Source organism: Chromobacterium sp., from assembly GCF_041912965.1.
GTDB classification, from domain to species: Bacteria; Pseudomonadota; Gammaproteobacteria; order Burkholderiales; family Chromobacteriaceae; genus Chromobacterium; species Chromobacterium aquaticum.
This window is the reverse complement of record NZ_JAYSGF010000015.1, coordinates 36,114-58,823: the sequence shown is the minus strand read 5'-3', so window position 1 is coordinate 58,823 and position 22,710 is coordinate 36,114. Positions and strand designations below refer to the sequence as shown.

Genomic DNA, 22,710 nt, shown 5'->3' with positions numbered 1-22,710 from the left:
AAACAGAGGAAACAACTGGCCGGCCGCTTTTCATTGATAGCTCATGGCGGCGGATAAAAAAAATCCCTCCCGTGTAGGGAGGGCTGCAAGGTATCGGGGAAGTGTAATCGCCGGAGCTGGGGAGCCGCCGGAATCACAGCGCCCTGCTATACCAGTGCAGCGCGCAATTGAATGCTACACATTCCCATAGCATTTAGATATGAGTACATTTACTTAGCAAGCATGTCCCGCAGCACAGGCTCCACCTCGTCCGGCGTGGTCAGCCGGCGGATGCGCTCGAACAGTTCCCCGGCTTCCGGCCAGGTGCGCTTGAGCTGACCCAGCCATTGCTTGGTGCGCGCCACCGGATAGCGCCCGTCCTCGGACTGGACGCGGCACTGCAGGAACAGGTCCAGCACCCAGGGCTGCATCTCGCTCCACGCCATCGGCGCGGCGCCGTCCTGGCGCTTGATGCGCAGCGCCAGGTCCGGGCAAGCCACCAGGCCGCGGCCTATCATCACCGTATCGCAGCCGCTCTGTTCGCGGATGGCGCGGTAATCGTCCAGCGTCCACACCTCGCCGTTGGCCACCACCGGCACCGCCACGCTGTCGCGGATACGGGCGATCCAGTCCCAGTGCGCCGGCGGCCGGTAACCCTCCACCTTGGTGCGGCCATGGACCGCCAGTTCCTGCGCGCCGCCGGCTTCCAGCGCGCGCGCGCATTCCAAGGCCCGGCTCTTGTCTTCATAGCCCAAGCGCATCTTGGCGGTAACCGGTATTTCCGCCGGCACCGCCACGCGCACCGCCTGGACGATCTGGAACAACAGTTCAGGATCGTTGAGCAGGATGGCGCCGCCGCGATGGCGGTTGACAGTGGGCGCCGGACAGCCGAAATTCAGATCTATGCCCGGCGCGCCCAGGCTGGCGGCCTTGGCGGCGTTCTCCGCCAGGCAAACCGGGTCCGAGCCCAATAGCTGCACCCGCACCGTGACGCCGGCGCGGGTCTTGCCGCCGCGCGCCAGCTCGGGCGCCAGGCGCATGAAGGTGCGGGTGGGCAGAAGCGCCGAGGTGACGCGGACGAACTCGGTCACGCACAGATCAATGCCGCCCACTCGGGTCAACACATCGCGCATCGCCTCGTCCACCAGGCCCTCCATCGGGGCAAGAACCAATTTCATTGCAAACATCGCCGGAAAAAAGGCGAATATTGTACCGCAAAGCGGGGAAAGGCATTCAATGCAAATCGCCATCCGCCAGGCCGACGCGGAATCCGTCCGCTGCTGGCTGCCCTTATTCCTGGCCTACCTCGATTTCTATCAGGTCGCGCAGCCGGCGGAAGCCTGCGCCGCCTTCCTGGAACAGCGGCTGAGCATGGGCGAAGCGGTGGTCTTCCTGGCGCAAGACAGCGCCGGCGTCCAAGGCTTCGCCCTGCTCTATCCAGGCTTCTCCTCGCTCAGCCTGCGCCCGCACTGGCTGCTGCACGACTTGTTCGTGGCGCCGGCCAGCCGCGGCGACGGCGTCGCTAGAGTCTTGCTGCAACATTGCCAGGCTCACGTCGCCGCGCTGGGCGGCGGCCTCACGCTGCAAACCGCTCACGGCAATCTGAACGCACAACGACTATACGAACAATCCGGGTTTAAACTGGATAGCGAATTCCGGGTCTATGAATGGTGCGCCGGCTAAGCCCGCCGGGCCGCGCCTTGACGCGCCGTCAAGCGCTGCGGCATCCTTCGCCCCCTTGATGACATCGCCCACAGGAGCCGACATGAAACAACACCGCGTCATTTTCGACACCGACCCCGGTCTGGACGACGCCGTCGCCATCCTGTTCCTGCTGGGCGCCAGCGCCGATATCGAGCTCCTGGGCCTGACCACGGTGGCCGGCAATGTCGGCGTGGAGCTGACCACCCGCAACGCCCGCATCGTCTGCGAATGGGCCGGCCGCGGCGATGTGCCGGTCTACGCCGGCGCCGACCGACCGCTGGTCCAGCCCTACCAGGGCGCCGAGCACGTGCACGGCGCCAGCGGCCTGGACGGCGCGCCGCTGCACGAACCCGCCATGCCGGTGCGCGCCGAACACGCGGTGGACTTCATCATCGACACCCTGCGCCGCGAACCGGCCGGCAGCGTCACCCTGTGCCCGGTGGGCCCGCTGAGCAATATCGCGCTGGCCTTGCGCCGCGCGCCGGACATCGCCGCGCGCATCGGCCGCATCGTGCTGATGGGCGGCGGCTATTTCGCCGGCGGCAATATGACCCCGGCGGCGGAATTCAATATCCACACCGACCCGCACGCGGCCGACATCGTGCTGCGCAGCGGCGCGCCCATCGTGATGCTGCCGCTGGACGTCACCCATCAGGCGACGACCACGCCGGCGCGCGTGGAACTGCTGCGCGGCCTGTCCAACCGCTGCGGCCCGCTGGCGGCGGCGCTGCTGACCTCGCTGGAGCGCTACGATGTGCAAAAGCTGGGCCAGGACGGCGCGCCGGTGCATGATCCCTGCGTGATCGCCTACCTGCTGCGCCCCGAGCTGTTCCGCGGCCGCGAAGTCAACGTGGTGGTGGAACTGGCCGGCCACTACACCACCGGCGCCACCGTGGTGGACTGGCACGGCGAATCCGGACGCGCGCCCAACGCGCTCTATCTAAGCGAGGTGGACGCCGACGGCCTGTTCCAACTGATGGCCGACGCCCTCTCCCATCTGCCGTAACCCCAAGGAGGCCCCATGAAAATCGCTCCCGGCATCTATCGCCATTACAAAGGCCCGCTCTACGAAGTGCTGGGCACCGCCACTCACTCCGAAACCGGCGAACTGCTGGTGATGTACCGCGCGCTCTACGGCGAGTTCGGCCTGTGGGCGCGCCCGGCCGGCATGTTCGAGGAGAGCGTGGTTCACGAGGGCCAGACCCTGCCGCGCTTCGCGCTGGTCAAGGTGTTCTGAGCGCCGCGATGCGCATATTCCGCACCGATCAGTTCCCGCTGCCGCTGCCGCCCGGACACCGTTTCCCGGCGCGGAAATACGCGCTGCTGGCGCAGGCGGTGGCCGGCTTCGCCGCCGAGGCGATGGACGCCGCGCCGGCGGCCAGCCGCTACGAACTGGCGCTGGCCCATGACGACGCCTATCTGGACAAGGTGTTCAAGGGCACGCTCAGCAACGCCGAGCAGCGCGAGATCGGCCTGCCCTGGAGCCCGCAGTTGCTGGAACGCAGCCGCCGCTCGGTGGGCGCCACCATCGCCGCCGCCCGCTGGGCGCTGGCGCAGGGTTGCGGCGTCAACCTGGCCGGTGGCACCCATCATGCCGGCCGCGCGATGGGCAGCGGTTTTTGCGTGTTCAACGACATCGCCGTGGCCGCGCGCCTGATGCTGGACGAAGGCCTGGCCCGCCGCGCGCTGGTGCTGGATCTGGACGTGCATCAAGGCGACGGCACCGCCGCCATCACCCGCGGCGACGCGCGCATCTTCACCTTTTCCATGCACGGCGCCGGCAACTTCCCATTCCGGCGCGAGGCCGGCAGCCTGGACATCGAACTGGCGGACGGCACCGGCGACGCGGCTTATCTCGCCATCCTGGCCCAGCAATTGCCGCGCCTGTTCGCCGCCGCGGCGCCGGACCTGGTGTTCTACCTGGCCGGCGCCGACCCCTACGCCGGCGACCGCCTGGGCAAGCTGGCGCTGAGCCGGGACGGCCTGGCCCAACGCGACCGCATGGTGCTGGACGCCTGTCGCCAGGCGGGAACCGCGGTGACCGTCGCCATGGGCGGCGGCTACGCGGTGCCCATAGAGGACACCGTGGCGATCCAGACCGAAACCGTGCGCCTGGCCTGGCAAACCTTCGGCGTGACGGGACAGATTTCCCATTCCGCCGCGACTGATACACACCCACCCCGTCAATGGAGCCCGACATGAAAACCGCAACCTTCGCCGGCGGCTGCTTCTGGTGCATAGAAAGCGCCTACCACCGCCTGGCCGGCGTCCACAGCGCCGTTTCCGGCTATACCGGCGGCCCCGGAGCCAACCCCAGCTACAAGGAAGTCTGCGCCGGCCGCAGCGGCCATGTGGAAGCGGTGCAGATCCGCTACGATCCGGCCAAGATCGATTACGACACCCTGCTGCGCGCCTTCTTCGCGCTGCACGATCCCACCACCCTCAACCGCCAGGGCAACGATGTCGGCCCGCAATACGCGTCGGTGCTGTTCTATCACGACGAGGAACAACGCCAGGCGGCGGAGCGCATGCTGGCGGAGCTGGCCGGAGACTATTCGGCCCCCATCGTCACCCGGCTGGAAGCCGCGGTCACTTTTTACCCGGCGGAAGACTATCATCAGCAATATTTTGAGCAGCATGGTCACGAACCGTATTGCCAAATGGTGGTTGCGCCAAAACTGGCGAAATTCCAGCAATATTTTTCTGAATATTTGAAAAAATAAGACATACTCCGCCAGAGTCACGCGAACCAAGCGGCATGGTTCGCGTGACCAGGGCATCGCCGCTATAATCCGGCCCAGTAGCGGCGCTGCCCGAATTGGCCGCGCGCCGGACGAACCCAAGCCTCAGCTTCCCCATGGCAGACAAGCACAGCATCATCACTTCACTCCACGCCGCCCTAGCCCGTCACCTGGACCTGTTGCGCACCGCCACGCCGCGCGGCCGCCTGGCCTGCGCCGTGCTGTGGCTGCTCACCTTCGCCCTGTTGCTGGGTCAATCGGTGGCGCTGGACCTGAACCAGCAGCGCCAGGAGCACCAGCAGGTGCAGGGCCTGATTCTCTCCGGCCTGCAGACCCGGCTGCAGGAAAGCGAGATGCTGCAGCAAAGCGTGGTCGACATCGTCGGCCAGGAAAACAGCCAGCGCGAACAGCGCATCCGCTTATTGGTGGAATCGCTGGCGCGCGAACAGCCTCAGCTCTACTTCATCGGCTACCAGCCGCTGGTCAGCCACGCCTACCGCCGCGAATTCGAACGCATGCGCAGCCAGTTGCAAGGGCAGCCCTATCGCATCCGTGATTACCAGCACCAACAAGATAATGGCTGGAGCCAGCAACAAGGCTGGCGGCTGGCGCCCAAGCGGCCGCGCTACCTGCCGCTGAGCATGGCCGAGCCCGGCCTCGCCTCCGACGACTGGCGCGAAATGGGCCTGGACCTGCTGGCCGACAGCGTGCTGGCGCCCACCGCCGCGCGCGCGATGGGCCAGGGCGAGGCGGTGTCGCCGGTGCTGCGCCTCAACAGCGGTCAGCAGGGCCTGGCCTTCTTTTCCGCCATCTACAATACCGAGGCGCCGTCGCCGGTGCCGCTGGTGCGCAGCGAGCAGACCGCCGGCATGGTGCTGCAGGTGCTGGCGCTGGACAAACTGGTCAGCCTGACGCCCAGCATGTCCTTGCGCTACAGCGTGACGCTGCAGCGCAAGGACAACGCGCCCAGCGGCTACGACCGGTTGATTTACCGCCACCCGCAGCAGGATCAACCCGGCTGGCTGGCGCAATGGCTGCTGCCGGCGATGGAAATCCGCAAGAACCTGGACAGCCCCTACCTGCCTTATGAGCTGGTGGTGCGCCGCCAACTGGGCTTCGATCGCACCGCGCCGCTGGAGCTCTTGCTCAGCGCGGTCTTTTCCATGCTGCCGGCCTACCTGCTCTTGATCATCCTCGCGCTGCTGGCGCAAAACCGCCAGGTGCAGGAGCAGGCGCAGGAACGACTGCACCGCGAACGCGAATACGCGATGGTGGCGCTCAGCGGCATCAGCGACGCGGTGATCAGCCTGGACATCGACCTGAGCATCCGCTACCTCAACCCGGCGGCGGAAACCCTGCTCGGCCTCAAGGCCGGCGACGCGGTGCAACGTAAATTGCACCAGGTGTTGCGGCTCAACTACGAATTTGCGCGCCAGGTGGAAGAAGACCCGGTACACAAGGCGATACAGCGCCGTGAAACCGTGCTGCTGGCGCAGAACTGCTACCTGAGCCGCAACGACGGCGCCAAGCTATTGATAGAAGGCTCGGTCTCGCCGCTGCCCGGCCGCGACGGCCGGCTGATGGGCGCGGTGCTGACCTTCCGCGACACCGCGCCGATTCGCCGCCGCATGCTGGCGGCGCTGGAAGCCAGCGAAACCCGGCTGCGCCAGCATGAAATGGAACTGGCCCGCGTCGCCCGCATCAACACCATGGGCGAAATGGCCTCCGGCATCGCCCATGAAATCAACCAGCCGCTATCCGCGATCATGAGCTATTGCCAGGCCGGGCTCAGCCTGCTGGAGGACGAGGATCCGGACATGGCCATGCTGCGCCGCGCGCTGGACTCCTCCGTCACCCAGGCCAGCCGCGCCGGCCAGATCATCCAGCGCCTGCGCGAATTCGTGATCAAGAAAACCCAGCAATTCACCCCCATCAATCTGAACCAGGTGGTGGGCAATGCGCTCAACCTGCTGGAATACGAACTGAAAACCCACGATATTCATATTGAGCAGAATATTTGCCACGACCTGCCCTTGGTCTACGCTGACAACATACAACTGGAGCAAGTGGTGCTGAACCTGATGCGCAACGCGCTGGACGCCATGGAAACCGTCGCCCCCTGGGGCAGGCTCAGCATCGCCACCAGTTTGAACGGCCGCTGGATCCGCCTGAGCATAGGCGACAACGGCGCCGGCATCGCGCCGGAGCTGCTGGACCGCATCTTCTCGCCTTTCTTCAGCACCAAGGCCAGCGGCATGGGGCTGGGCCTGGCCATCTGCCAGACCGCCATAGAAGCGTTCGGCGGCAAGCTGAACGCGCGCAATAAACCAACCGGCGGTGCGGAATTCATCATTGAACTGCCGCAACTGGACGCACCGCCGCCAACGGGGTAACCGGCAGGAGTCAACAACACAATGCAAAACACCACGCCAACCGTCTACATCGTCGACGACGATCCCGCCGTACTGGATTCGCTGGCCATGCTGATCGCCGCGCAAGGCATGCGCACCGTCACCTATCCCAATGCAATGGAATTCCTCGCCCACTACGGCGGCAACGACATCGCCTGCCTGGTGCTGGACATCCGCATGCCGCAGATCACCGGCCTGGCGCTGCAAGAGCAGCTGCTGGACAAAAACGTGACCCTGCCCATCGTCTTCATCACCGGCCACGGCGACATCGAACAATGCCGCCGCGCGTTCCAGACCGGGGCCATCGACTTCCTGACCAAGCCGATAGACCAGGCGCGGCTGATAGAAAGCCTGCGCAAGGGCATACGGCTGAGCATTCTGCAACACCGCAAGGAAGAGGAAACCCAGGAAGTGATGGGCCTGCTCGCCCGCATCAGCGGCCGCGAGCGCGAAGTGCTGGAACTGGTGGCGGACGGCATGTCCAGCAAGGAAATCGCCCGGGTGCTTGACCTGTCCCCGCGCACCATAGAAGTACATAGGGCCAACCTGTTCAACAAACTCGGTGTAGACTCTCTGGCGGACCTGGTGCGCTTCTACCTGAAAGCGCTGGAAGCCACCGGCAAGAAACCGAACGACGACAGTTTTTTGAACGATACGCCCACCCCTTACTGAAACAACGCCATGGAACGACTGTTCAAGCATGTCTGCCTGGTGGCGCGGCACAGCAAGCCCGCCATCGTCGAATCCCTGCGCCAGTTGGCCGACCACCTGTCCGCCTCCGGCGCCACCGTGCTGATCGACAAGGACAGCGCCACCCAGCAGGAAGCCGGCCCGCACGCGCTGATAGACCGCAACGACATGGGCAAGCTAGCCGACATCGTCATCGTGCTGGGCGGCGACGGCACCATGCTGTCCATCGCCCGGCTGCTGGCACCCTACCGCGTGCCCTTGATCGGCATCAACCAGGGCCGGCTGGGCTTCATGACCGATATCCCGTTGCACGAGATGCTGGACTCGGTGGACGCCATCCTGCGCGGCGACTTCGTGCCGGAGGACCGCATCCTGCTGCAGGCCGCGGTGATACGCGAAGACGCCGAAGTCGCCAACGCGCTGGCTTTCAACGACGTGGTGTTCAGCCGCGGCGCGATGGGCTCGATGATAGAGTTCGAAGTCTTCGTCGATAACCAGTTCGTCTACAGCCAACGCTCCGACGGCCTGATCGTCTCCACCCCCACCGGCTCCACCGCCTACTCGCTGGCCTCCGGCGGCCCCATCCTGCACCCCACGCTGCAGGCCATCGCGCTGGTGCCGATCTGCCCACAGTCGCTGAGCAACCGCCCGATCGCGGTCAACGACTCCTGTGAAGTGGAGTTCATGCTCACCCGCGGCCTGGACGCGCGCGTGCACTTCGACGGCCAATCCCATTGCGACCTGATGGAAATGGACCGGGTGCTGATCCGCCGCTACCGCAACCCGCTGCGCATCCTGCACCCGCTGGGCTACAACTACTACGACATGCTGCGCCACAAGCTCCACTGGGGCGAGCGCCTGCTCTGACACATACGCGGACACCCATGCTCTTATCGCTGACCGTTAAAGATTTCGTCATCGTCGACAGCATCGCGCTGGACTTCAGCCCCGGCTTCACCGTGCTCACCGGCGAAACCGGCGCCGGCAAATCCATACTGCTGGACGCCCTGAGCCTGCTGCTGGGCGACCGCGCCGAAGGCGCGCAAGTGCGCGAAGGCGCCGAGCGCGCGGAGATCACCGCCGAATTCGACCCCCAGGGCCGCCCGGAAATCGACGCCTGGCTGGAAGAAAACGGCCTCAGCGGCGACGACCCGGTGCTGTTGCTGCGCCGGCTGCTGGACAAATCCGGCCGCTCGCGCAGCTTCGTCAACGGCCAGGCCGCCACCCTCAGCCAACTCAAGCAACTGGGCGAGTTCCTGGTCGACATCCACGGCCAGCACGCCCATCAGTCGCTGATGAAGGCCGATGCCCAGCGCCAGTTGCTGGACGACTACGCCGGCTCCGCCGCGCTGGCGCGCGACGTGCACAAGGCCTGGCAGGACTGGCAGACCGCCCGCCGCGCCCGCGCCGACGCCGAGCGCATGTCGCGCGAATCCGAAGTCGAGCGCGAACGGCTGAACTGGCAGATCAACGAGCTGAGCGAGCTCAAGCTGCAGCCGGATGAATGGAGCGCGCTGAACCAAAGCCACTCGCGGCTGGCCAATGCGGCCGAGCTGGCGCAAAGCGCCCAGCTGGCGGTGGACACCCTGTCCGAAATGGACAATAGCTGCCTGACCATGCTGTCCCAGGTGCAAACCCGGCTCAGCAAGCTGGCCAACCTGGACCCCAAGCTGGCGGATACCTTGTCCCTGCTCGACTCGGTGGACGCGGAACTGCGCGAAGTGGTCTACAGCCTGCGCGACTACGCCAGCGATATCGACGAAAACCCCGGCCAGCTGGCCGAAGTGGAAGGCCGGCTGGAAGCGCTGATGAGCACCGCGCGCAAATACCGGGTCCAGCCGCAAGACCTGCAGGAAAAACTGGACGACTGGCAGCAGCAGCTGCAAGCGCTGGAAGCCTCCGCCGATATCGAGGCGCTGTCCCTGGCGGAAACCAGCGCGCAGGCGCGCTATCGCGCGCTGGCCGAGGCGCTGTCCGGCAAACGCCGTCAGGCCGCCAGCGAGCTATCCTCCCGCATCGGCGCGGAAATGCAGCATCTGGCAATGGGCGGCGCGCGCTTCGCCATCGAACTGGCCGCCCTGCCCGAACCCAGCGCCCATGGCCTGGAATCAGTGGAATACCTGGTGGCGGCCAACGCCGGCACCAGCCTGCGCCCGTTGGCCAAAGTGGCCTCCGGCGGCGAACTGTCCCGCATCAGCCTGGCGATGCAGGTGGTGATCAGCCAGGTGGCCAGCGTGCCCACCTTGATCTTCGACGAAGTGGACGTCGGCATCGGCGGCCGCGTCGCCGAAGTCATCGGCCACATGCTGCGCCAGTTGGGCCAGCGCTACCAAGTGCTGTGCATCACCCACCTGCCGCAAGTGGCCTCCTGCGGCAGTCATCACTGGCAGGTCAGCAAGAGCGAACACAAGGGCCGGGTCAAGAGCCGCATCGAACCGCTGGACAGCGAGCAGCGGGTGCTGGAAATCGCCCGCATGCTGGGCGGCGTGGAGCTGACCCAGACCACGCGCGAACACGCGGCGGAAATGCTGGCGTCAAATGCGCCGGCCCTATAGCCAAAGCGACTAAGACCCGCTAGAATTGCGCCCTCTTACCGATTCGGGAAGTGCAGCAGGCCGGATTCATGCCGTGATCTTGCGCGCCGCCCGCATCGACAATGACCAGACACTGGAGGTTTGGGTGAGTGGTTTAAACCAGCAGTCTTGAAAACTGCCGACGGGCAACCGTCCGTGGGTTCGAATCCCACAGCCTCCGCCAGAATGCATGCCGTCCTAATCAGCGCCAATCCGCCCTAAAGGCTGGATCCACGCGGGTTAGGGCGGCATTTATTTTGCTTGGGACCAATGGGTTAGGCCAAGGTAAACAGTATCCGCACGCCCCAAGCATGCCTCAAATTTTCTTAGAACCTGTTTACGATCTCGCGAGCTAAGGCGAAAACGAGCGAAAAAGTGGAATGTACACGTGGTACATGAGCATTTTGGGCTGGTTTTCAACGCCGTATCGCCGACGCGCAGCAGATCGTAAACAGCTTCTTAGTGCGCCACCCGCCTTGCTGGGCACCCTCCTGGTTTCTTGCACCATGCGCCCGAGCCATTGGCTTGACCTAGCCAACCCGGACCATGCGTGACCCAGCCCGCTCCCCACGTCCTTTTCATTCCCTATCGACACCTCGGCAAGCCGGTGACTGACACTCAAACTTGAGTACCGCCATGCCATGCACTACACGTGTTTACCCTCTCGCGAGCTAAGGCGAGACAAGGCGAAAACGGCTGAAAAAGCGGAATGTGCAAGTGGTGCATCAGCATTTCGAAACCGCGCTCACCATGTAACGCTCCACAACGCGCAGCGGATCGTAAGCAGGTTCCAACCCCGCCACCGGCCTATATAATGAATGCATCGCACCCTCGCGCCGCCGCCATGCCCTTGATCCCTCGAGCCTTGCCCGACAGTTTCCGGCTCCGGCTGACCCTATTGTTCGGCGGTCTGTTTCTCGCTTCCGCGCTGCTGGCGGCGCTGAGTCTGGACAAGGTGCTGTCCGATCGCATCGTGCGGAGCCAAGGGGAGGCGATGTACGGACTGGCCAGCAATATCGCCAAGGCCATCGCCAACAATGTACAGGAGCGCCACCGCGAAGTGATCCTGCTGGCGCAGACGCCGGCTTATGTGCGCGCGCCGCTGGACAGCGACGACCTGCGCCGCAGCCTGGAGCGCACCAAGCAGGCCTATCACTACTATGCCTGGATCGGCATTGCCGACGCGGACGGCAAGATTGTTTCCGCCACCAGCGGCATGTTGCAGGGCCAGAGCGCCGCCAAGCGCCCCTGGTTCATCCATGGCCAGCACGCCTCCTTCGTCGGCGACGTTCACCAGGCGGTGCTGCTGGCCAAGCTGATACCCGCAGCCGCCAACGGCGAGCCCTTGCGCTTCGTCGATTTCGCCTCGCCCATCTACGACCCCGCCGGCAAGCTGCGCGGCGTGCTCGCCACCCATGCCCTGTGGGACTGGGTGGAAGCAACGATACGCGAGCGCCTGCCCGCCGAAAACCATCAGCAGGTGTTCATCATCGACAAGAGCGGCAATATGTTGTCGCCGTTCGAGGCGATAGGCAAAGTTCGCGCGCCGCCGCCGCAGACATCCAGGCAGGATTTCCGCCTGGGGCTCTGGCCCGATGGCGGCGACTACCTCTACAGCGAGGCGCGGATGAACGAGGCGGGGCTGGATTGGCGCATCGTCGTCCGCCAGCCCAAGCGGCAGGCATTGGCGGCCTTGAACCAGTTGCGCGCCACCTTGATCCTGTCTGGGCTGATTCTCACCCTGCTGCTGATGTTGGCGGTGTACAAGCTGGCCGCCCTGTTCAGCCGGCCGCTGGAACAATTGGCCGGCATCGCCGAGCGCATCGGCCAGGGCGACGAGCGCGCCGACTGGGACATAGCCGGCGAGACCCAGGAACTACGCCAGCTATCGCGGGCGATGCGGAACATGACCACCACCCTGCTCGCCCGCAAGCAGGAACTGACCGATATCAATGCCAACCTGGAGCAGATCGTGGCGGAGCGCACCGATGCCTTGCGCGAAACCAACCGCCAACTGGTGCGCAAGGCGACCGAACTGGCGCGGCAAGCACGCAGCGACGCTCTCACCGGGCTCAACAACCGCATGGCGGCCAATGAGCAGCTGCTGGAGGAGCACCTGCGTTACCGCCGCATCGGCGCGACGTACTCGGTTCTGTTGCTGGACGCAGACCACTTCAAGCGCGTCAACGACGGCTTCGGCCACGACGCCGGCGACCGCGTGCTACGCCACATCGCCGACACCCTGCGCGCCTCGGCCCGCGTCACCGATTTCACCGCCCGTTACGGCGGCGAGGAGTTTCTACTGCTGCTACCCGACACCGATGCCAAGGGCGGCGCGGTGCTGGCCGAAAAAATCCGCGCCGCGATCGAGCAATCGCAGGCGCCAGACGTGGGCACCATCACCATGAGCATAGGGCTGGCCACCGCCCGTCCCGATGACGAGCAAGCGGAAACCGTGGTCAAGCGCGCGGATCAGGCGCTGTATCGCGCCAAGGCCGCCGGCCGCAACCGGGTGGGATTGGAAGAGACGTGAGCGCGGGCGGACATGCCGCGACACCGGCTACACTCAAGGCACTGCCCGCCGCGAAAGCCGCCATGTCCACGCCACGCCATATCGGCATCAGCATCGCCTGCTCCCTGGAGCGCGCCTATGCCTTGCTGGCGCCGCCGGAACATTTTCCACTATGGGCGTCCGGCCTGGCCGGCGCGCTGCGCCGCGCCGGCGACGGCTGGCTGGCGGACACGCCGCATGGCGCGATGCCGGTGCGCTTCTCTCCGCTCAACGACTACGGCGTGCTGGATCACTGGCTGTCACCACCCGGCCAGGCGGAGGTTTATATTCCGCTGCGCCTGCTGGCGCGCGATGATGGCTGCGAACTGGTGCTGACCCTGTTCCGCCCACCCGGCGTCGACGACGCCCGCTTCGAAGCCGACGCCGCCTGGGTGGCGCGCGATCTGGCCGCGGCCAAGGCCTGGCTGGAAAGCCAGCCAGCAAGCTGAAGCCGCGCGCTCAATGCGCGGCTTGCAGCCGTTCCGCGGCGAAACCGGCCAGCACATGCCGGCCCATGCTGCCCACCAGCTCTTCGTCGGCCAGAAACACCGTTCCCAGGCCTTCACGCCGCAGCAGCTCGGCCTCCTCGCCGCTACGCGCGCGCAGCGCGATGCGCAACTCCGGATTCAAGGTGCGCGCCAGTTCCACCATCTGCCGCAGATTGAGCGCGTCGGCGGTGGAAACCGCCAATACCGAGGCGTTGACGATATGGGCCTGGATCAGCACCGCCGCCTCGGCGGCATCGCCGGTCACCGCCGCGCGGCCCTGATTGCGCAGCGCTTCCACCAGCTCGCGGTTCTGGTCCACCACCACATAGGGCACATGGCCGCGTTCCAGCTCCGCGGCCAGACCGCGTCCAATCCTGCCGTAACCCACCAACACCACCTGGCCTTCCAGGTATTTGCGCTCGGTGCTCATCGGCAGTTCCGCATAAGGGTCGGCCCGGCGTTCCAGGCTGCGCGCCCATTCCGAGCGCGCCAACAGCCAGCCGCGCAGCGGCTCCAGCCCGGCGAACAACAGCGGATTGAGCGCAATCGAGATCAGCGCGCTGGCCAGCACCAGGCTCATGCCCTGCGCCGACAGCAGGCCCAGCGTCACGCCCAGGCCGGCCAGGATGAAGGAAAACTCGCCGATCTGCGCCAGGCTGGCGGCAATGGTCAGCGCCGTGGTCAGCGGGTAACGGTACAAGGTGACCAAGGCCAGCGCCGCCAGGGTTTTGCCCAGCACGATGATGGCCACCGCGCTCAGCACCATCAGCGGCTGCTCCAGCAGGATGGTCGGATCGAACAGCATGCCCACCGACACGAAGAACAGCACCGAGAACGCGTCGCGCAACGGCAAAGAATCGCGGGCGGCGCGATGGCTGAATTCGGATTCCCGCATCATCATGCCGGCGAAAAATGCGCCCAGCGCAAAGGAGACATTGAACAGATGGGCGGCGCCGAAGGCGATGCCGATGGCCGCCGCAGTCACCGCCAGCGTGAACAGCTCGCGCGAACCGGTTTTGGCCACCCGCCACAGCAGCCACGGCAAGGCGCGCCGGCCGACAATCAGCATCAGCGCGATGAAGGCAGTCACTTGCAACAGGGTCAGCGCAATGGTCAGCCACAGCGGCCCGCCGCCGGTGCTTACGGCCGACCCGCCCAGCAGCGCCGCCAGCGGCGGCATCAACACCAGCACCAGCACGCAGGCCAGGTCCTCCACCACTAGCCAGCCCACGGCGATGCGGCCGTTGATGGTGTCGAGAATGCCGCGCACCTCCAGCGCCTTGAGCAGCACCACGGTGCTGGCGCAGGACAGCGACAAGCCGAAGATCAGGCCGCTGGACCAGCCCCAACCCCAGCACCAGGCGACGAACAGCGCCAGGCTGGTGGCCGCGCTCATCTGCACGATGGCCCCCGGCACGGCGATGCGCTTGACCGATAGCAGGTCTTTCATCGAAAAGTGCAGGCCGACGCCGAACATCAGCAGCATCACGCCGATTTCCGATAGCTGCGCGGCTATCTGCATATCCGCGACGAAGCCCGGCGTCGCCGGACCGATGACGATGCCGGCCAGCAGATAGCCGACCAGCGCCGGAATGCGAACCCGCTCGCACAGCAGCCCCAGGATCAGGGACAGGCCAAGGCCCGCCGCAATGGTTGAAATCAATGAAACATTGTGGACCATGGCGGCCGCCCCCCGAGCTGTGTTTGTTATATGGAACGCATGGCCCGCATGCGCCGGTTTCAAACTAGAGGGGGGCGGAAAAGTGAAAGTTCCGGTGAAATTTCCCCAGATTGACTGTCTGGCCGGCCACGGCCGGCGCGCTATTTCTTGGCGCCCTTGATCGCGTACATCAGCGTGTCGCCTTCCGCCAGCAGCGCTTCTATCGAAAAATGCCGCTCCGGGTCCAGCTCCACGATGCCGTCGGAAAACGCCAGCCGGTAGGGCTGACCGGCGGCGTCGTTGTAAGCATCCAGATTGCGCGCGAACTTGTCGACCGCCGCCTGCGCCGGCTCGCGGCCGGCATCGGACAACAGCACCACGAACTCATCCCCGCCCAGGCGCGCCAGCAGATCGGCGGAGCGAAAGGAGGCGCGCATCTGCTCGGCGAAGACCGCCAGCGCCAGATCCCCGGCGGCGTGGCCATGGCAATCGTTGATGGCCTTGAACTTGTCCAGATCCAGGAAGGCCAGGCTCACCGGCAAGGCTTGGCGCGCACAGAAATTAAGGCTGTACTGCGCCAGCAGCCGGAAGCCGCGCCGGTTGGAAAGGCCGGTCAGCTCATCGGTGGTGGCGGCCTGAAACGCGATCAGCTCCGCCTCCACCATCAAGGCCAGATCATGCAGCGCCTGCGCGTCGTCCTGGTCGAATTCCCGCGGCAGACTGTCCACCACGCACAAGGTGCCCACCTTGGCGCCATTGGCGGCATGCAGCGGGCAGCCGGCATAGAAGCGGATATAGGGCTCGCCCACCACCAGCGGGTTGTCGGCGAAGCGCGCATCCGCCAGCGTGTCCGGAATAATGAAGATCTCGTCGCCCAGGATGGCATGGCCGCAAAAGGAAATGTCGCGCGAAGTCTCGTTCGTCTCCAAGCCCATGCAGGACTTGAACCACTGGCGGTTCTCATCCACCAGGCTAACCAGGGCGATCGGCACCCGGAACAGCCGCTTGGCCATTCTGGTCAGGCGGTCGAAACGCTCTTCCGCCGCTGTATCCAGCACTCCGAGCGCGCGCAGCGTCGCCAGGCGTTTCGCTTCGTCCGCCGGCGTTTCCGGTGTCTTCATCTCAGCCTCCCGCCTTGTCACGCCGCGTCAGCGCGGCCCCAGCCATGATAATAGCATTCCAGGGCCGCGCCAAATCGCGGCGCCGGCTAGCGCGGCCGCCAGCCGCTGGCGTCCAGCGCGGCCAATAACTGCCGCGACGTCAGGCCATGCGCCGCGTGACCGTGGTTGCCGCGCATATCTCCGGCCGCCAGCAAGGCGTTGACGATGGCCTCCTCCACCGCTTCCGCCGCCGCCTCGAACAAGGGCGACAGATGATCGGCGTTGACCATGCGCACTTCGCTGCACAAGGGCCCTTTATCAGCGTAGTCGCTTACCGGCAGATCGCGGTTGCCGGTGGCGAAGGCGACGAAGATATCGCCACTGGAGTCCTCGGTGCCGCCGCCGGTGCGGGCGATGCCGATGCCTGCGCGCTGCGCCAGCCGCCGGCATTGCTCCGGCAGCAAGGGCGCATCGGTGGCCAGCACCACCACGATGGAGCCCATGCCCGGCTGCGGCAGCCGCCGCTGCTCGAATGGCGATGGGATGCGCTCGCAGCTCAAATGCCGCCCCACCGGATAGCCTTCGACCAATAAAGAGCCGCGCTTGCCATGGTTGGCTTGCAGCAGCGCCCCCACCGTCCAGCCGCCGGCCGCCGCCGGCAAGCGCCGCGACGCGGTGCCGATGCCGCCCTTGAACTCATGGCAGATCATGCCGCTGCCGCCGCCGACGCTGCCTTCGGCCGGCAGCCCGCCGCTGGCCACCCTCTGCGCGGCTCGCGCGTGCTCCGCCGTCACGTGGAAGCCATTGATGTCGTTGAGCAGGCCGTCAAAGGTTTCCAGCACCACCGGCATGGTCCAGTACAACTGCGGCTCGCCGGCCACCGCCTCGCGCTCGCCGACGATCAGCGCGTCGCGCACCACGCCCACACTGTGGGTATTGGTCAGCGCGATGGCCGTGGTCAGCATGCCAGCCTCGCGCAGCCATTCCAGGCCGGACGCATCGCCGTTGCCGTTCAGCACATGCACGCCGGCGAAACATGGCGCGTGGCGCGCCAGGCCCGGCCGCGGCTCCACCACCGTCACCCCGGTGCGCGCGCGCCGGCCGTCGGCGAAATCCGCCCAGGCCTCGGCATGCCCGACGCGCACGCCCGGCACGTCGGTAATGGCGTTCAAGGCGCCCGGCTCGCCTTGGCCTATGCGAATGCCCAATGATCTTGCCCTGGATTGCATAGTCATCTCTCCTTCTGCTCATCGATAATCAATACCTTGCGCCGCGGCCGCTGCGCGGCCAGCAGCACACCGGCCAGCACGATGCCGGCCATGATCCAGCCATCGCGCGCCGGCGCGTCCCGCAACGCCGCCCATAATAGATACACGCTGCCGGCCGCGGCCAATAACGGCGGCCACGGCCACCAGGGCATGCGGTAAGGATGGGGATGGCGGCCGCGACGGCTGCGCAGCGCCGCCAGCGCCAGCAATAGATAACTGAGCATCAGAATGATGACGGTGAACGAGGCCAGGCCGGCCAGGCTGGAATGAAAGGTCAGCAAGGCCGACGGCAAGGCCAGCGCCAGCGTGGCCACCCAGGGGGTGCCGAAGCGCGGATGGATGCGCTGCAGCGCCCGGCTCGCCGGCGCCGGCCACAGCCCGTCCCGGCCGCTGGAGTACAGAAAACGGCCGCTTTGCACCACGATGGCGATGATGGCGTTGAACACCGACAGGAAAATGCCGCCGCTGATCACCCGCGCCACTGCCGAGCTGCTCAAATGGCTGAGCACGTAGTGGATCGGGTCCGCCTGCCGGCTCAGCTCAGCCAGCGACGGCGCGCCCAGGATCAGCGCGGTGACCGGAATCAACTCCACCAGCACCACGATGAGCAGCGTCGCCAGCACCGCCTGCGCCACCGGGCGGCCGCTCTCGCGCATATCCTCGGCGAAATACACCGCGCCGCCGAAACCGTTGTAGGCGAATACCGCGATGCCCGCCATCGCCGCGATCGCCGCGACGGGAACCGTGGCGAGTCCGCCATCGGCCGCGGCCATCACCGGCTGCCACAACACCGCCGCCGGCTGCCGCGCCTCGCTGAAGCCCAGCCAGGCGATCAAGGTCAGCGCGGCCACTTCCAACAGCAGGAAAGAACCGGTCAGCCAGGCGTTCAGCTTGATGTCCAGCACCGCGATGCCGAAGCACAGCACGATCATCACCAGCGCCACCTCCGCGCCGTCCAGCCGCGCGCCCAGCGCGGAATTCAGATAGGGCGCGGCGCCGGTGGCCAACACCGCCGGCACGAACAGCAACAGACACAAGATCAGCAGATACATCAGCAGGCTGAGCCGACGGCCGAATACCCGCTCTATCATTACGTACTCGCCGCCGGCATTGGGATGGGCCGCGCCCAGCTCGGCATAGCACAGCGCGAAGGCGGCGGCCAACAGCGCCGCCAGCGCGAAGGCGAGAAAGGTGCCGCTGCCGGCGCCTTGCAGCGCGAACGGCGCGATCACGAAAATGGAACTGGCCGGCGTCACGCCCGACACCGTGATCAACACCACGTCGGTCACGCTCAATGAACGGCGCAGCCCGGGGCTGGCCTTGGATGTGCTCATGCTCTGCTCTCCTCTTGTTGTGCGGCGCCTTGTAGTCAGACGCGTGGGAGACAGTGTATTTTGGCGCGGAAAGGGGCCCAATCACCGTGACGGGTTACCCCAAACCGGGAGGGCGGGATGGAAGGTCTGTTGAGGGAGTTGCCGCTGCACCAACATCTGGCGCAGTTGATGGCGCATATCGGCCTGCCGGGCTTTTGGCGCCAGCTGGCGCTGCTGCTGCGCGCCAGCGTGCCGCTGGACAATGCGCTGGCGGCCTGTTTTCGCGTCGGCGCGCCGCCCTTGATCCTGGAGGAGTGCGATTTCCAGCACCGCGCGGCGGCATCGCCGATGCCGCTGTACTGCCAGGGCCTCTACCTGCTGGACCCGTTCTATCTGTATAGCCGCCAGCCTTTTGCCGACGGTCTCTATCACCTGCCCGACATCGCGCCCGATCATTTCCGCCAAAGCGAATACTTTCAGCGTTATATGAGCGGCGAAGTGGGCGTGGACGAGGTCCAGTTGCTGCTGCGCGTGGCGCCGGATCAGGTTCTGTCATTGTCGCTGGGAAAAACCAGCGAATTCGCGCCCGCGGACATCGGCAAGCTGCGGGTGATGCAGCCCTGGCTGCTGGCGGCGATGCGACGCCATTGGCAGTTGCAGGCCGAGCCCTTGCCGCCGCCGGCGCGGCTGGCGGACCAATTGAGCCAGACCCTGGAACGCTTCGGCCACGGCAGGCTGAGCGAGCGCGAAGCCGAGGTGGCGCGGCTGACCTTGTGCGGTCTGTCCAGCAAGGCCATTGCCCAGCAATTGGCGATCTCGCCGGAAACCGTCAAGGTTCACCGCCGCAATCTGTATCTGAAGCTCGGCGTGGCCAGCCACGCCGAGCTGTTCAATTGCTATATCGAGCAACTGCGCGGCAGCGAAGCTTAGAACGTGTTTACGATCTCGCGAGCTAAGGTGAGACAAGGCGAAAACCGCGGAGAAAGCGGAGTGTACACACGGTACATGAGCATTTCGAAGGGGTACTCACCGTGTAACGCCCCACAACGCGCAGCAGATCGTAAACAGGTTCTTAGAACCTGTTCAAAGTCTCGCGAGCAAGAGCGAGACAAGGCGAAAACGAGCGAAAAAGCGGAATGTACAGGTGGTACATGAGCATTTTGAGCTCGGTTTCAACGCCGTATCGCCGACGCGCAGCAGACTTTGAACAGGCTCTTAGGCTCGATTCAATTTCCCAGCCACTTGGCCGATAAGCCGACGAATTCGCCGTTCTGCAGGCTCTGGCTCAGCCATTGATCCACCCAGGCTTTCCAGCGCCAGTCGTTGGGCAGCAGATAGGCTTTTTGCGAAAAGTCGAACGGCTTCTCCGGGTGCACCGCGCACAGCTCCGGATGCAGTTTCTGCTGATAACGGGTTTCCACCGCGTCGGTCACCATCAGATCGGCCTTGCCGTCTATGATCTGCCGGAAAATGGTGACGTTGTCCGGATGCACGGTCAGAGTGGCCGCCGGCAGGCGGGCGCGCGCGAACTTTTCATTGGTGCCGCCCGGATTGACGATCAGCTTGACCCGGGGCTGGTTGATCTGGGCGATGGTCTGAAAACGCTGGACGTTTTCACAGCGGGTGATCGGCGTCTTGCCGTCGTTCAGATAGGGCTGCGAATACAGCGCCCGCTTTTGCCGCTCCAGATTGATCGACACCCCGCTCATCGCGATGTCGAACTTGCCGGCCTCATGGTCGCGCATCAGCGTCGGCCAACTGGTGGCCACCAGCTCCAGCTTGACGCCCAGCGCCCGCGCCAGGCTCTCGGCCATCTCGATGTCCAGGCCGCGATAGGCGCCGCTGGCCGCGTCCCGTTCGCTGAACGGACGGTAATCTCCGGTGGTGCCCACCCGCACGCTGCCGCGTTGCAGGATATCGTCCAGGCGGTCCGCCAGCGCCGGCTGGCCGGCGATCAGGCCGGCCAAGAACAGGCCGCCCAATCTCTGTGTTGTCTTCATCATGCTTGCTTTCTTCTTCTGTTGTTTGCGCAGCGGACGCTGCCAGCGCCCTGCTCGCAAGACTCGCTCGGCGCGGTATCAATAGGCCAGCGGGAAGGCGAAGACGTCTCGCTGATAAGTCTCCACCACCACGCTGAACGGCGCGTTGTCGCTGCCGCGATACAGCACCGCGCGGTGCTGCAGCACTTGCTGCGCGATGTCCAGCCCGCCGGCGCCGGCCTTGGGCGCCGGTTTCATTTCCCAGCCGGCCTCCAGTGGCGACCACAGCAGTTTGACCTCCTCGGTCTGACGGCGGAAATTCAGCGCCGCCACCGCGCGGCCAAACGGCACATCGCTGCCGTCCAGCTGACGGTTCATCTCCGCCGTCAGCTTGGAGGGCAGATACCAATTGTCGGCTTCGGACAGCACATGCTCGCCACAGGCCAGCTGCACGCGGCGGTAGGCGACGCGCTCGTCCGGCTGCGCGCGCAGCTGCGCCCTCACCTCGGCGCTGGCGTCCTTGTGATCGGCGGGATTGCGCAAGGCGCGGATCTGCGCCGGCGCCGCCATCCGGTGCTCGGCGCACCATTGCTGCAAGGTGCGGGTGGCGCTGCTATTGCTGAGCAAGGTGGCGTTCAGCGTTTGCAACAGCGCCAAGGCCTTGACGCGGGTATCGGCGCTATCCTGCCAGCCGGGGTGATTCCAGCCCTCCGCCAAGACCGGGCCGGCCGCCAGCCATAGGCAGCCGGCGGCCACGAGCATATTCTTGTGCATTTGTTTTCCCAGGGTGAATGGAAAGCGGATGGTAAAGTAAATGCTTTAGTTTCGGTAGCGGTCAATCGCCAAATACCCGGACTTCATTTATGTCCGCCCGCCTCCCGATGCTGGCTGGCGGAGCGCAGCAAAGCCTGGAAAGCCGGCGCCTCGCGCTGACGCTCCAGTTCCGCCCAGATCCTGGCCGGCAGCCCCGGCTCGCGGTAGGCCAGCTGGCGCGACAGCATCAGGAAATAAGGCTTCTCCTCCAATGGCAGCCGGCAGCGTTCAATCACCTCCGCCAGTTCCGGGTGCTCGCGCAGCAGCTGTTCGGCGCGCGGGGTTTGCAGCGCCGCGCCGCTGAGCCGCCGCAAGCGCAGCATTTGCAGAATGGCCAAGGGATCGCGGTTGCTGTCGTCTATCTCCACCTGCTGCTTGCGCAGAAAGGCGCCGATGGAAAAATCGGTCTGCATGCCTATCGGCGCCATGCCGCTGGAGAGATGGCTGCCATCCCAGTCCACCGTGGTGCCCTTCAAGCGGTACAAGGAATAACTGGAACTGTGCAGCCGTCGGCCGCCGTCCGGCGCGCCGTCGGCCAATAGCGGATACAAGCCCCATTGTGAGCGCTCCGGCAGGAAGCTGGCGGCGAAGGCGCCGTCCATCTTGCCCTGGCTCAGCATATTGATGCAGCGCCGCCATGGCATCGGCTGCAGCAACACGGCCCGCCGCAACGGCGCTTGCAGTTGCTTGATCAGTTGAATGTCCAAACCGCCGCCGTGGCCGTCCAGCCAAGGATAGGAAATCTGATCCTCGTAACAGAACAACAGCGGTCCCGCCGCCGCGCTCATAGACCATGCCAGCGCCAGCGCCGCCGCCCGGCCCAATCCCCGCCTCATCGTTTCTCTACCCGCCCGTGCGCCATGCTTCCGTTATCGCTCATGCCGTCCCCGCCTGCCAAGCGCCGGCTATTTCTTCTTCGGCGCCGGCTGCACGCCGCGCTCCAGCAAGTCGAACACCCTGGGCCGCGGCGGCTCGCCGTCGTAATACGGCGCGCCCTCCAGCCGTCCCACCTGTTTCAGATGGCGCACCAGCACCTTACCGCTGTCCGGATAGACGCAGACTTCGTGCGGGTCGTTGACCCCTATGCCCAGATAAACCAGGTCTTCATCGAAAGGGTTGGCGATCTGGTGCGCGACGCCATGACCGGCCGGACAGGAAACGCAGTCGCCAGGGCCGATTTCCTGAACGCTATCGCCCAGGCGCAGCACGCCGCGTCCGGACAGCACATAGAAGATTTCATCCTCGCGGGCATGAGCATGGAAGGGGCAGCCCACCCGTCCCGGCGGCAGCCGGGTCAGATTGGCGCCCAGCCGGCCCGGCAAGGCGTCCAAGGCCGGCGTCAGCGGCTGGTAGCTGCCGCCCCAGACCTCGCCCTCCCGGTAGTCGACGGCGGCGACCTGCTCGATATTGACCACATTCGGCGGCTTGCTCATGTCTGCG

Annotated in this window: 21 protein-coding genes and 1 tRNA gene; 13 read left to right on the top strand and 9 right to left on the bottom strand. The window is 65.5% G+C overall.

Features of this window, described 5'->3' with window-relative positions:
• Positions 1-209 precede the first annotated feature (209 nt).
• Complete coding sequence (locus tag ACE3QM_RS10365; RefSeq protein WP_374421620.1) at positions 210-1,157, bottom strand: tRNA dihydrouridine synthase; 948 nt, start codon at positions 1,155-1,157, stop codon at positions 210-212.
• 58 nt (positions 1,158-1,215) lie between these two features.
• Here ACE3QM_RS10365 and ACE3QM_RS10360 point away from each other — a divergent pair, with 58 nt between their 5' ends.
• The 12 genes from ACE3QM_RS10360 to ACE3QM_RS10305 all read left to right on the top strand — a co-directional run bounded on the left by ACE3QM_RS10360 (position 1,216) and on the right by ACE3QM_RS10305 (position 13,098).
• Positions 1,216-1,662: a GNAT family N-acetyltransferase gene (locus tag ACE3QM_RS10360; RefSeq protein WP_374421619.1), complete on the top strand. Its 447-nt coding sequence runs from the start codon at positions 1,216-1,218 to the stop codon at positions 1,660-1,662.
• An 82-nt stretch (positions 1,663-1,744) separates the two neighbouring features.
• On the top strand, positions 1,745-2,689 hold the full coding sequence (locus ACE3QM_RS10355; protein WP_374421618.1) for a nucleoside hydrolase: 945 nt from the start codon (positions 1,745-1,747) through the stop codon (positions 2,687-2,689).
• Between the two features lie 15 nt (positions 2,690-2,704).
• Positions 2,705-2,920, top strand: coding sequence for a DUF1653 domain-containing protein (locus ACE3QM_RS10350; protein ID WP_048411063.1), 216 nt, complete (start codon positions 2,705-2,707; stop codon positions 2,918-2,920).
• Positions 2,921-2,928: 8 nt separating this feature from the next.
• On the top strand, positions 2,929-3,885 hold the full coding sequence (locus tag ACE3QM_RS10345; protein ID WP_374421617.1) for a histone deacetylase: 957 nt from the start codon (positions 2,929-2,931) through the stop codon (positions 3,883-3,885).
• Positions 3,882-4,406, top strand: coding sequence for a peptide-methionine (S)-S-oxide reductase MsrA (gene msrA, locus ACE3QM_RS10340; RefSeq protein WP_374421616.1), 525 nt, complete (start codon positions 3,882-3,884; stop codon positions 4,404-4,406). Before ACE3QM_RS10345 ends, msrA begins: the two co-directional genes overlap by 4 nt.
• 134 nt (positions 4,407-4,540) lie before the next feature.
• Positions 4,541-6,817, top strand: a complete 2,277-nt coding sequence (locus tag ACE3QM_RS10335; RefSeq protein ID WP_231461417.1) for an ATP-binding protein — start codon at positions 4,541-4,543, stop codon at positions 6,815-6,817.
• Positions 6,818-6,838: 21 nt separating this feature from the next.
• Positions 6,839-7,507 carry a response regulator transcription factor gene (locus tag ACE3QM_RS10330; protein WP_048411066.1) on the top strand — a complete coding sequence of 223 codons (669 nt, stop codon included), beginning with the start codon at positions 6,839-6,841 and terminating at the stop codon, positions 7,505-7,507.
• Positions 7,508-7,516: 9 nt separating this feature from the next.
• Positions 7,517-8,392 carry an NAD kinase gene (locus tag ACE3QM_RS10325; RefSeq protein ID WP_231461418.1) on the top strand — a complete coding sequence of 292 codons (876 nt, stop codon included), beginning with the start codon at positions 7,517-7,519 and terminating at the stop codon, positions 8,390-8,392.
• Between the two features lie 17 nt (positions 8,393-8,409).
• Positions 8,410-10,080, top strand: a complete 1,671-nt coding sequence (gene recN, locus ACE3QM_RS10320) for a DNA repair protein RecN (protein ID WP_231461419.1) — start codon at positions 8,410-8,412, stop codon at positions 10,078-10,080.
• Positions 10,081-10,194: 114 nt separating this feature from the next.
• Positions 10,195-10,282 (top strand) — tRNA-Ser (locus ACE3QM_RS10315).
• A gap of 630 nt (positions 10,283-10,912) precedes the next feature.
• Entirely contained in the window at positions 10,913-12,631 is a 1,719-nt protein-coding gene (locus tag ACE3QM_RS10310) for a diguanylate cyclase (protein WP_374421615.1), read from the top strand.
• Between the two features lie 62 nt (positions 12,632-12,693).
• Positions 12,694-13,098: a hypothetical protein gene (locus ACE3QM_RS10305; RefSeq protein WP_374421614.1), complete on the top strand. Its 405-nt coding sequence runs from the start codon at positions 12,694-12,696 to the stop codon at positions 13,096-13,098.
• A 10-nt stretch (positions 13,099-13,108) separates the two neighbouring features.
• On the opposite strand, the gene ACE3QM_RS10300 is transcribed toward ACE3QM_RS10305, so the two are convergent.
• From ACE3QM_RS10300 to ACE3QM_RS10285, 4 genes are all read right to left on the bottom strand, one after another.
• Complete coding sequence (locus ACE3QM_RS10300) at positions 13,109-14,818, bottom strand: cation:proton antiporter (RefSeq protein WP_374421613.1); 1,710 nt, start codon at positions 14,816-14,818, stop codon at positions 13,109-13,111.
• 140 nt (positions 14,819-14,958) lie between these two features.
• On the bottom strand, positions 14,959-15,918 hold the full coding sequence (locus ACE3QM_RS10295; protein WP_374421612.1) for a sensor domain-containing diguanylate cyclase: 960 nt from the start codon (positions 15,916-15,918) through the stop codon (positions 14,959-14,961).
• A gap of 86 nt (positions 15,919-16,004) precedes the next feature.
• Complete coding sequence (locus ACE3QM_RS10290; RefSeq protein ID WP_374421611.1) at positions 16,005-17,126, bottom strand: P1 family peptidase; 1,122 nt, start codon at positions 17,124-17,126, stop codon at positions 16,005-16,007.
• Between the two features lie 2 nt (positions 17,127-17,128).
• On the bottom strand, positions 17,129-18,499 hold the full coding sequence (locus ACE3QM_RS10285) for an APC family permease (protein WP_374421610.1): 1,371 nt from the start codon (positions 18,497-18,499) through the stop codon (positions 17,129-17,131).
• Positions 18,500-18,616: 117 nt separating this feature from the next.
• Between ACE3QM_RS10285 and ACE3QM_RS10280 the strand changes: the two genes are divergently transcribed.
• A complete protein-coding gene (locus ACE3QM_RS10280; RefSeq protein WP_231462717.1) occupies positions 18,617-19,408 on the top strand; it encodes a helix-turn-helix transcriptional regulator in 792 nt (263 codons plus the stop codon).
• A gap of 296 nt (positions 19,409-19,704) precedes the next feature.
• Here the strand turns inward: ACE3QM_RS10280 and ACE3QM_RS10275 are convergent, their stop codons facing one another.
• The 4 genes from ACE3QM_RS10275 to ACE3QM_RS10260 form a co-directional block, all read right to left on the bottom strand.
• On the bottom strand, positions 19,705-20,481 hold the full coding sequence (locus ACE3QM_RS10275) for a transporter substrate-binding domain-containing protein (protein ID WP_269326023.1): 777 nt from the start codon (positions 20,479-20,481) through the stop codon (positions 19,705-19,707).
• Positions 20,482-20,556: 75 nt separating this feature from the next.
• A complete protein-coding gene (locus tag ACE3QM_RS10270) occupies positions 20,557-21,231 on the bottom strand; it encodes a hypothetical protein (protein WP_231462715.1) in 675 nt (224 codons plus the stop codon).
• Between the two features lie 83 nt (positions 21,232-21,314).
• A complete protein-coding gene (locus ACE3QM_RS10265) occupies positions 21,315-22,106 on the bottom strand; it encodes a hypothetical protein (RefSeq protein ID WP_156183933.1) in 792 nt (263 codons plus the stop codon).
• A 69-nt stretch (positions 22,107-22,175) separates the two neighbouring features.
• Positions 22,176-22,703, bottom strand: a complete 528-nt coding sequence (locus tag ACE3QM_RS10260; RefSeq protein WP_053074489.1) for a cupin domain-containing protein — start codon at positions 22,701-22,703, stop codon at positions 22,176-22,178.
• Positions 22,704-22,710: the final 7 nt, after the last annotated feature.

Coding starts and splice junctions, on each gene's coding strand:
- ACE3QM_RS10265 (WP_156183933.1), bottom strand. CDS start 22,106: ATGAGGCGGGGATTGGGCCGGGCGGCGGCGCTGGCGCTGGCATGGTCT.
- ACE3QM_RS10305 (WP_374421614.1), top strand. CDS start 12,694: ATGTCCACGCCACGCCATATCGGCATCAGCATCGCCTGCTCCCTGGAG.
- ACE3QM_RS10345 (WP_374421617.1), top strand. CDS start 2,929: ATGCGCATATTCCGCACCGATCAGTTCCCGCTGCCGCTGCCGCCCGGA.
- ACE3QM_RS10335 (WP_231461417.1), top strand. CDS start 4,541: ATGGCAGACAAGCACAGCATCATCACTTCACTCCACGCCGCCCTAGCC.
- ACE3QM_RS10280 (WP_231462717.1), top strand. CDS start 18,617: ATGGAAGGTCTGTTGAGGGAGTTGCCGCTGCACCAACATCTGGCGCAG.
- ACE3QM_RS10360 (WP_374421619.1), top strand. CDS start 1,216: ATGCAAATCGCCATCCGCCAGGCCGACGCGGAATCCGTCCGCTGCTGG.
- ACE3QM_RS10290 (WP_374421611.1), bottom strand. CDS start 17,126: ATGCAATCCAGGGCAAGATCATTGGGCATTCGCATAGGCCAAGGCGAG.
- recN (WP_231461419.1), top strand. CDS start 8,410: ATGCTCTTATCGCTGACCGTTAAAGATTTCGTCATCGTCGACAGCATC.
- ACE3QM_RS10310 (WP_374421615.1), top strand. CDS start 10,913: ATGAATGCATCGCACCCTCGCGCCGCCGCCATGCCCTTGATCCCTCGA.
- ACE3QM_RS10285 (WP_374421610.1), bottom strand. CDS start 18,499: ATGAGCACATCCAAGGCCAGCCCCGGGCTGCGCCGTTCATTGAGCGTG.
- ACE3QM_RS10260 (WP_053074489.1), bottom strand. CDS start 22,703: ATGAGCAAGCCGCCGAATGTGGTCAATATCGAGCAGGTCGCCGCCGTC.
- ACE3QM_RS10270 (WP_231462715.1), bottom strand. CDS start 21,231: ATGCACAAGAATATGCTCGTGGCCGCCGGCTGCCTATGGCTGGCGGCC.
- ACE3QM_RS10325 (WP_231461418.1), top strand. CDS start 7,517: ATGGAACGACTGTTCAAGCATGTCTGCCTGGTGGCGCGGCACAGCAAG.
- ACE3QM_RS10355 (WP_374421618.1), top strand. CDS start 1,745: ATGAAACAACACCGCGTCATTTTCGACACCGACCCCGGTCTGGACGAC.
- msrA (WP_374421616.1), top strand. CDS start 3,882: ATGAAAACCGCAACCTTCGCCGGCGGCTGCTTCTGGTGCATAGAAAGC.
- ACE3QM_RS10295 (WP_374421612.1), bottom strand. CDS start 15,918: ATGAAGACACCGGAAACGCCGGCGGACGAAGCGAAACGCCTGGCGACG.
- ACE3QM_RS10300 (WP_374421613.1), bottom strand. CDS start 14,818: ATGGTCCACAATGTTTCATTGATTTCAACCATTGCGGCGGGCCTTGGC.
- ACE3QM_RS10330 (WP_048411066.1), top strand. CDS start 6,839: ATGCAAAACACCACGCCAACCGTCTACATCGTCGACGACGATCCCGCC.
- ACE3QM_RS10350 (WP_048411063.1), top strand. CDS start 2,705: ATGAAAATCGCTCCCGGCATCTATCGCCATTACAAAGGCCCGCTCTAC.
- ACE3QM_RS10365 (WP_374421620.1), bottom strand. CDS start 1,157: ATGAAATTGGTTCTTGCCCCGATGGAGGGCCTGGTGGACGAGGCGATG.
- ACE3QM_RS10275 (WP_269326023.1), bottom strand. CDS start 20,481: ATGATGAAGACAACACAGAGATTGGGCGGCCTGTTCTTGGCCGGCCTG.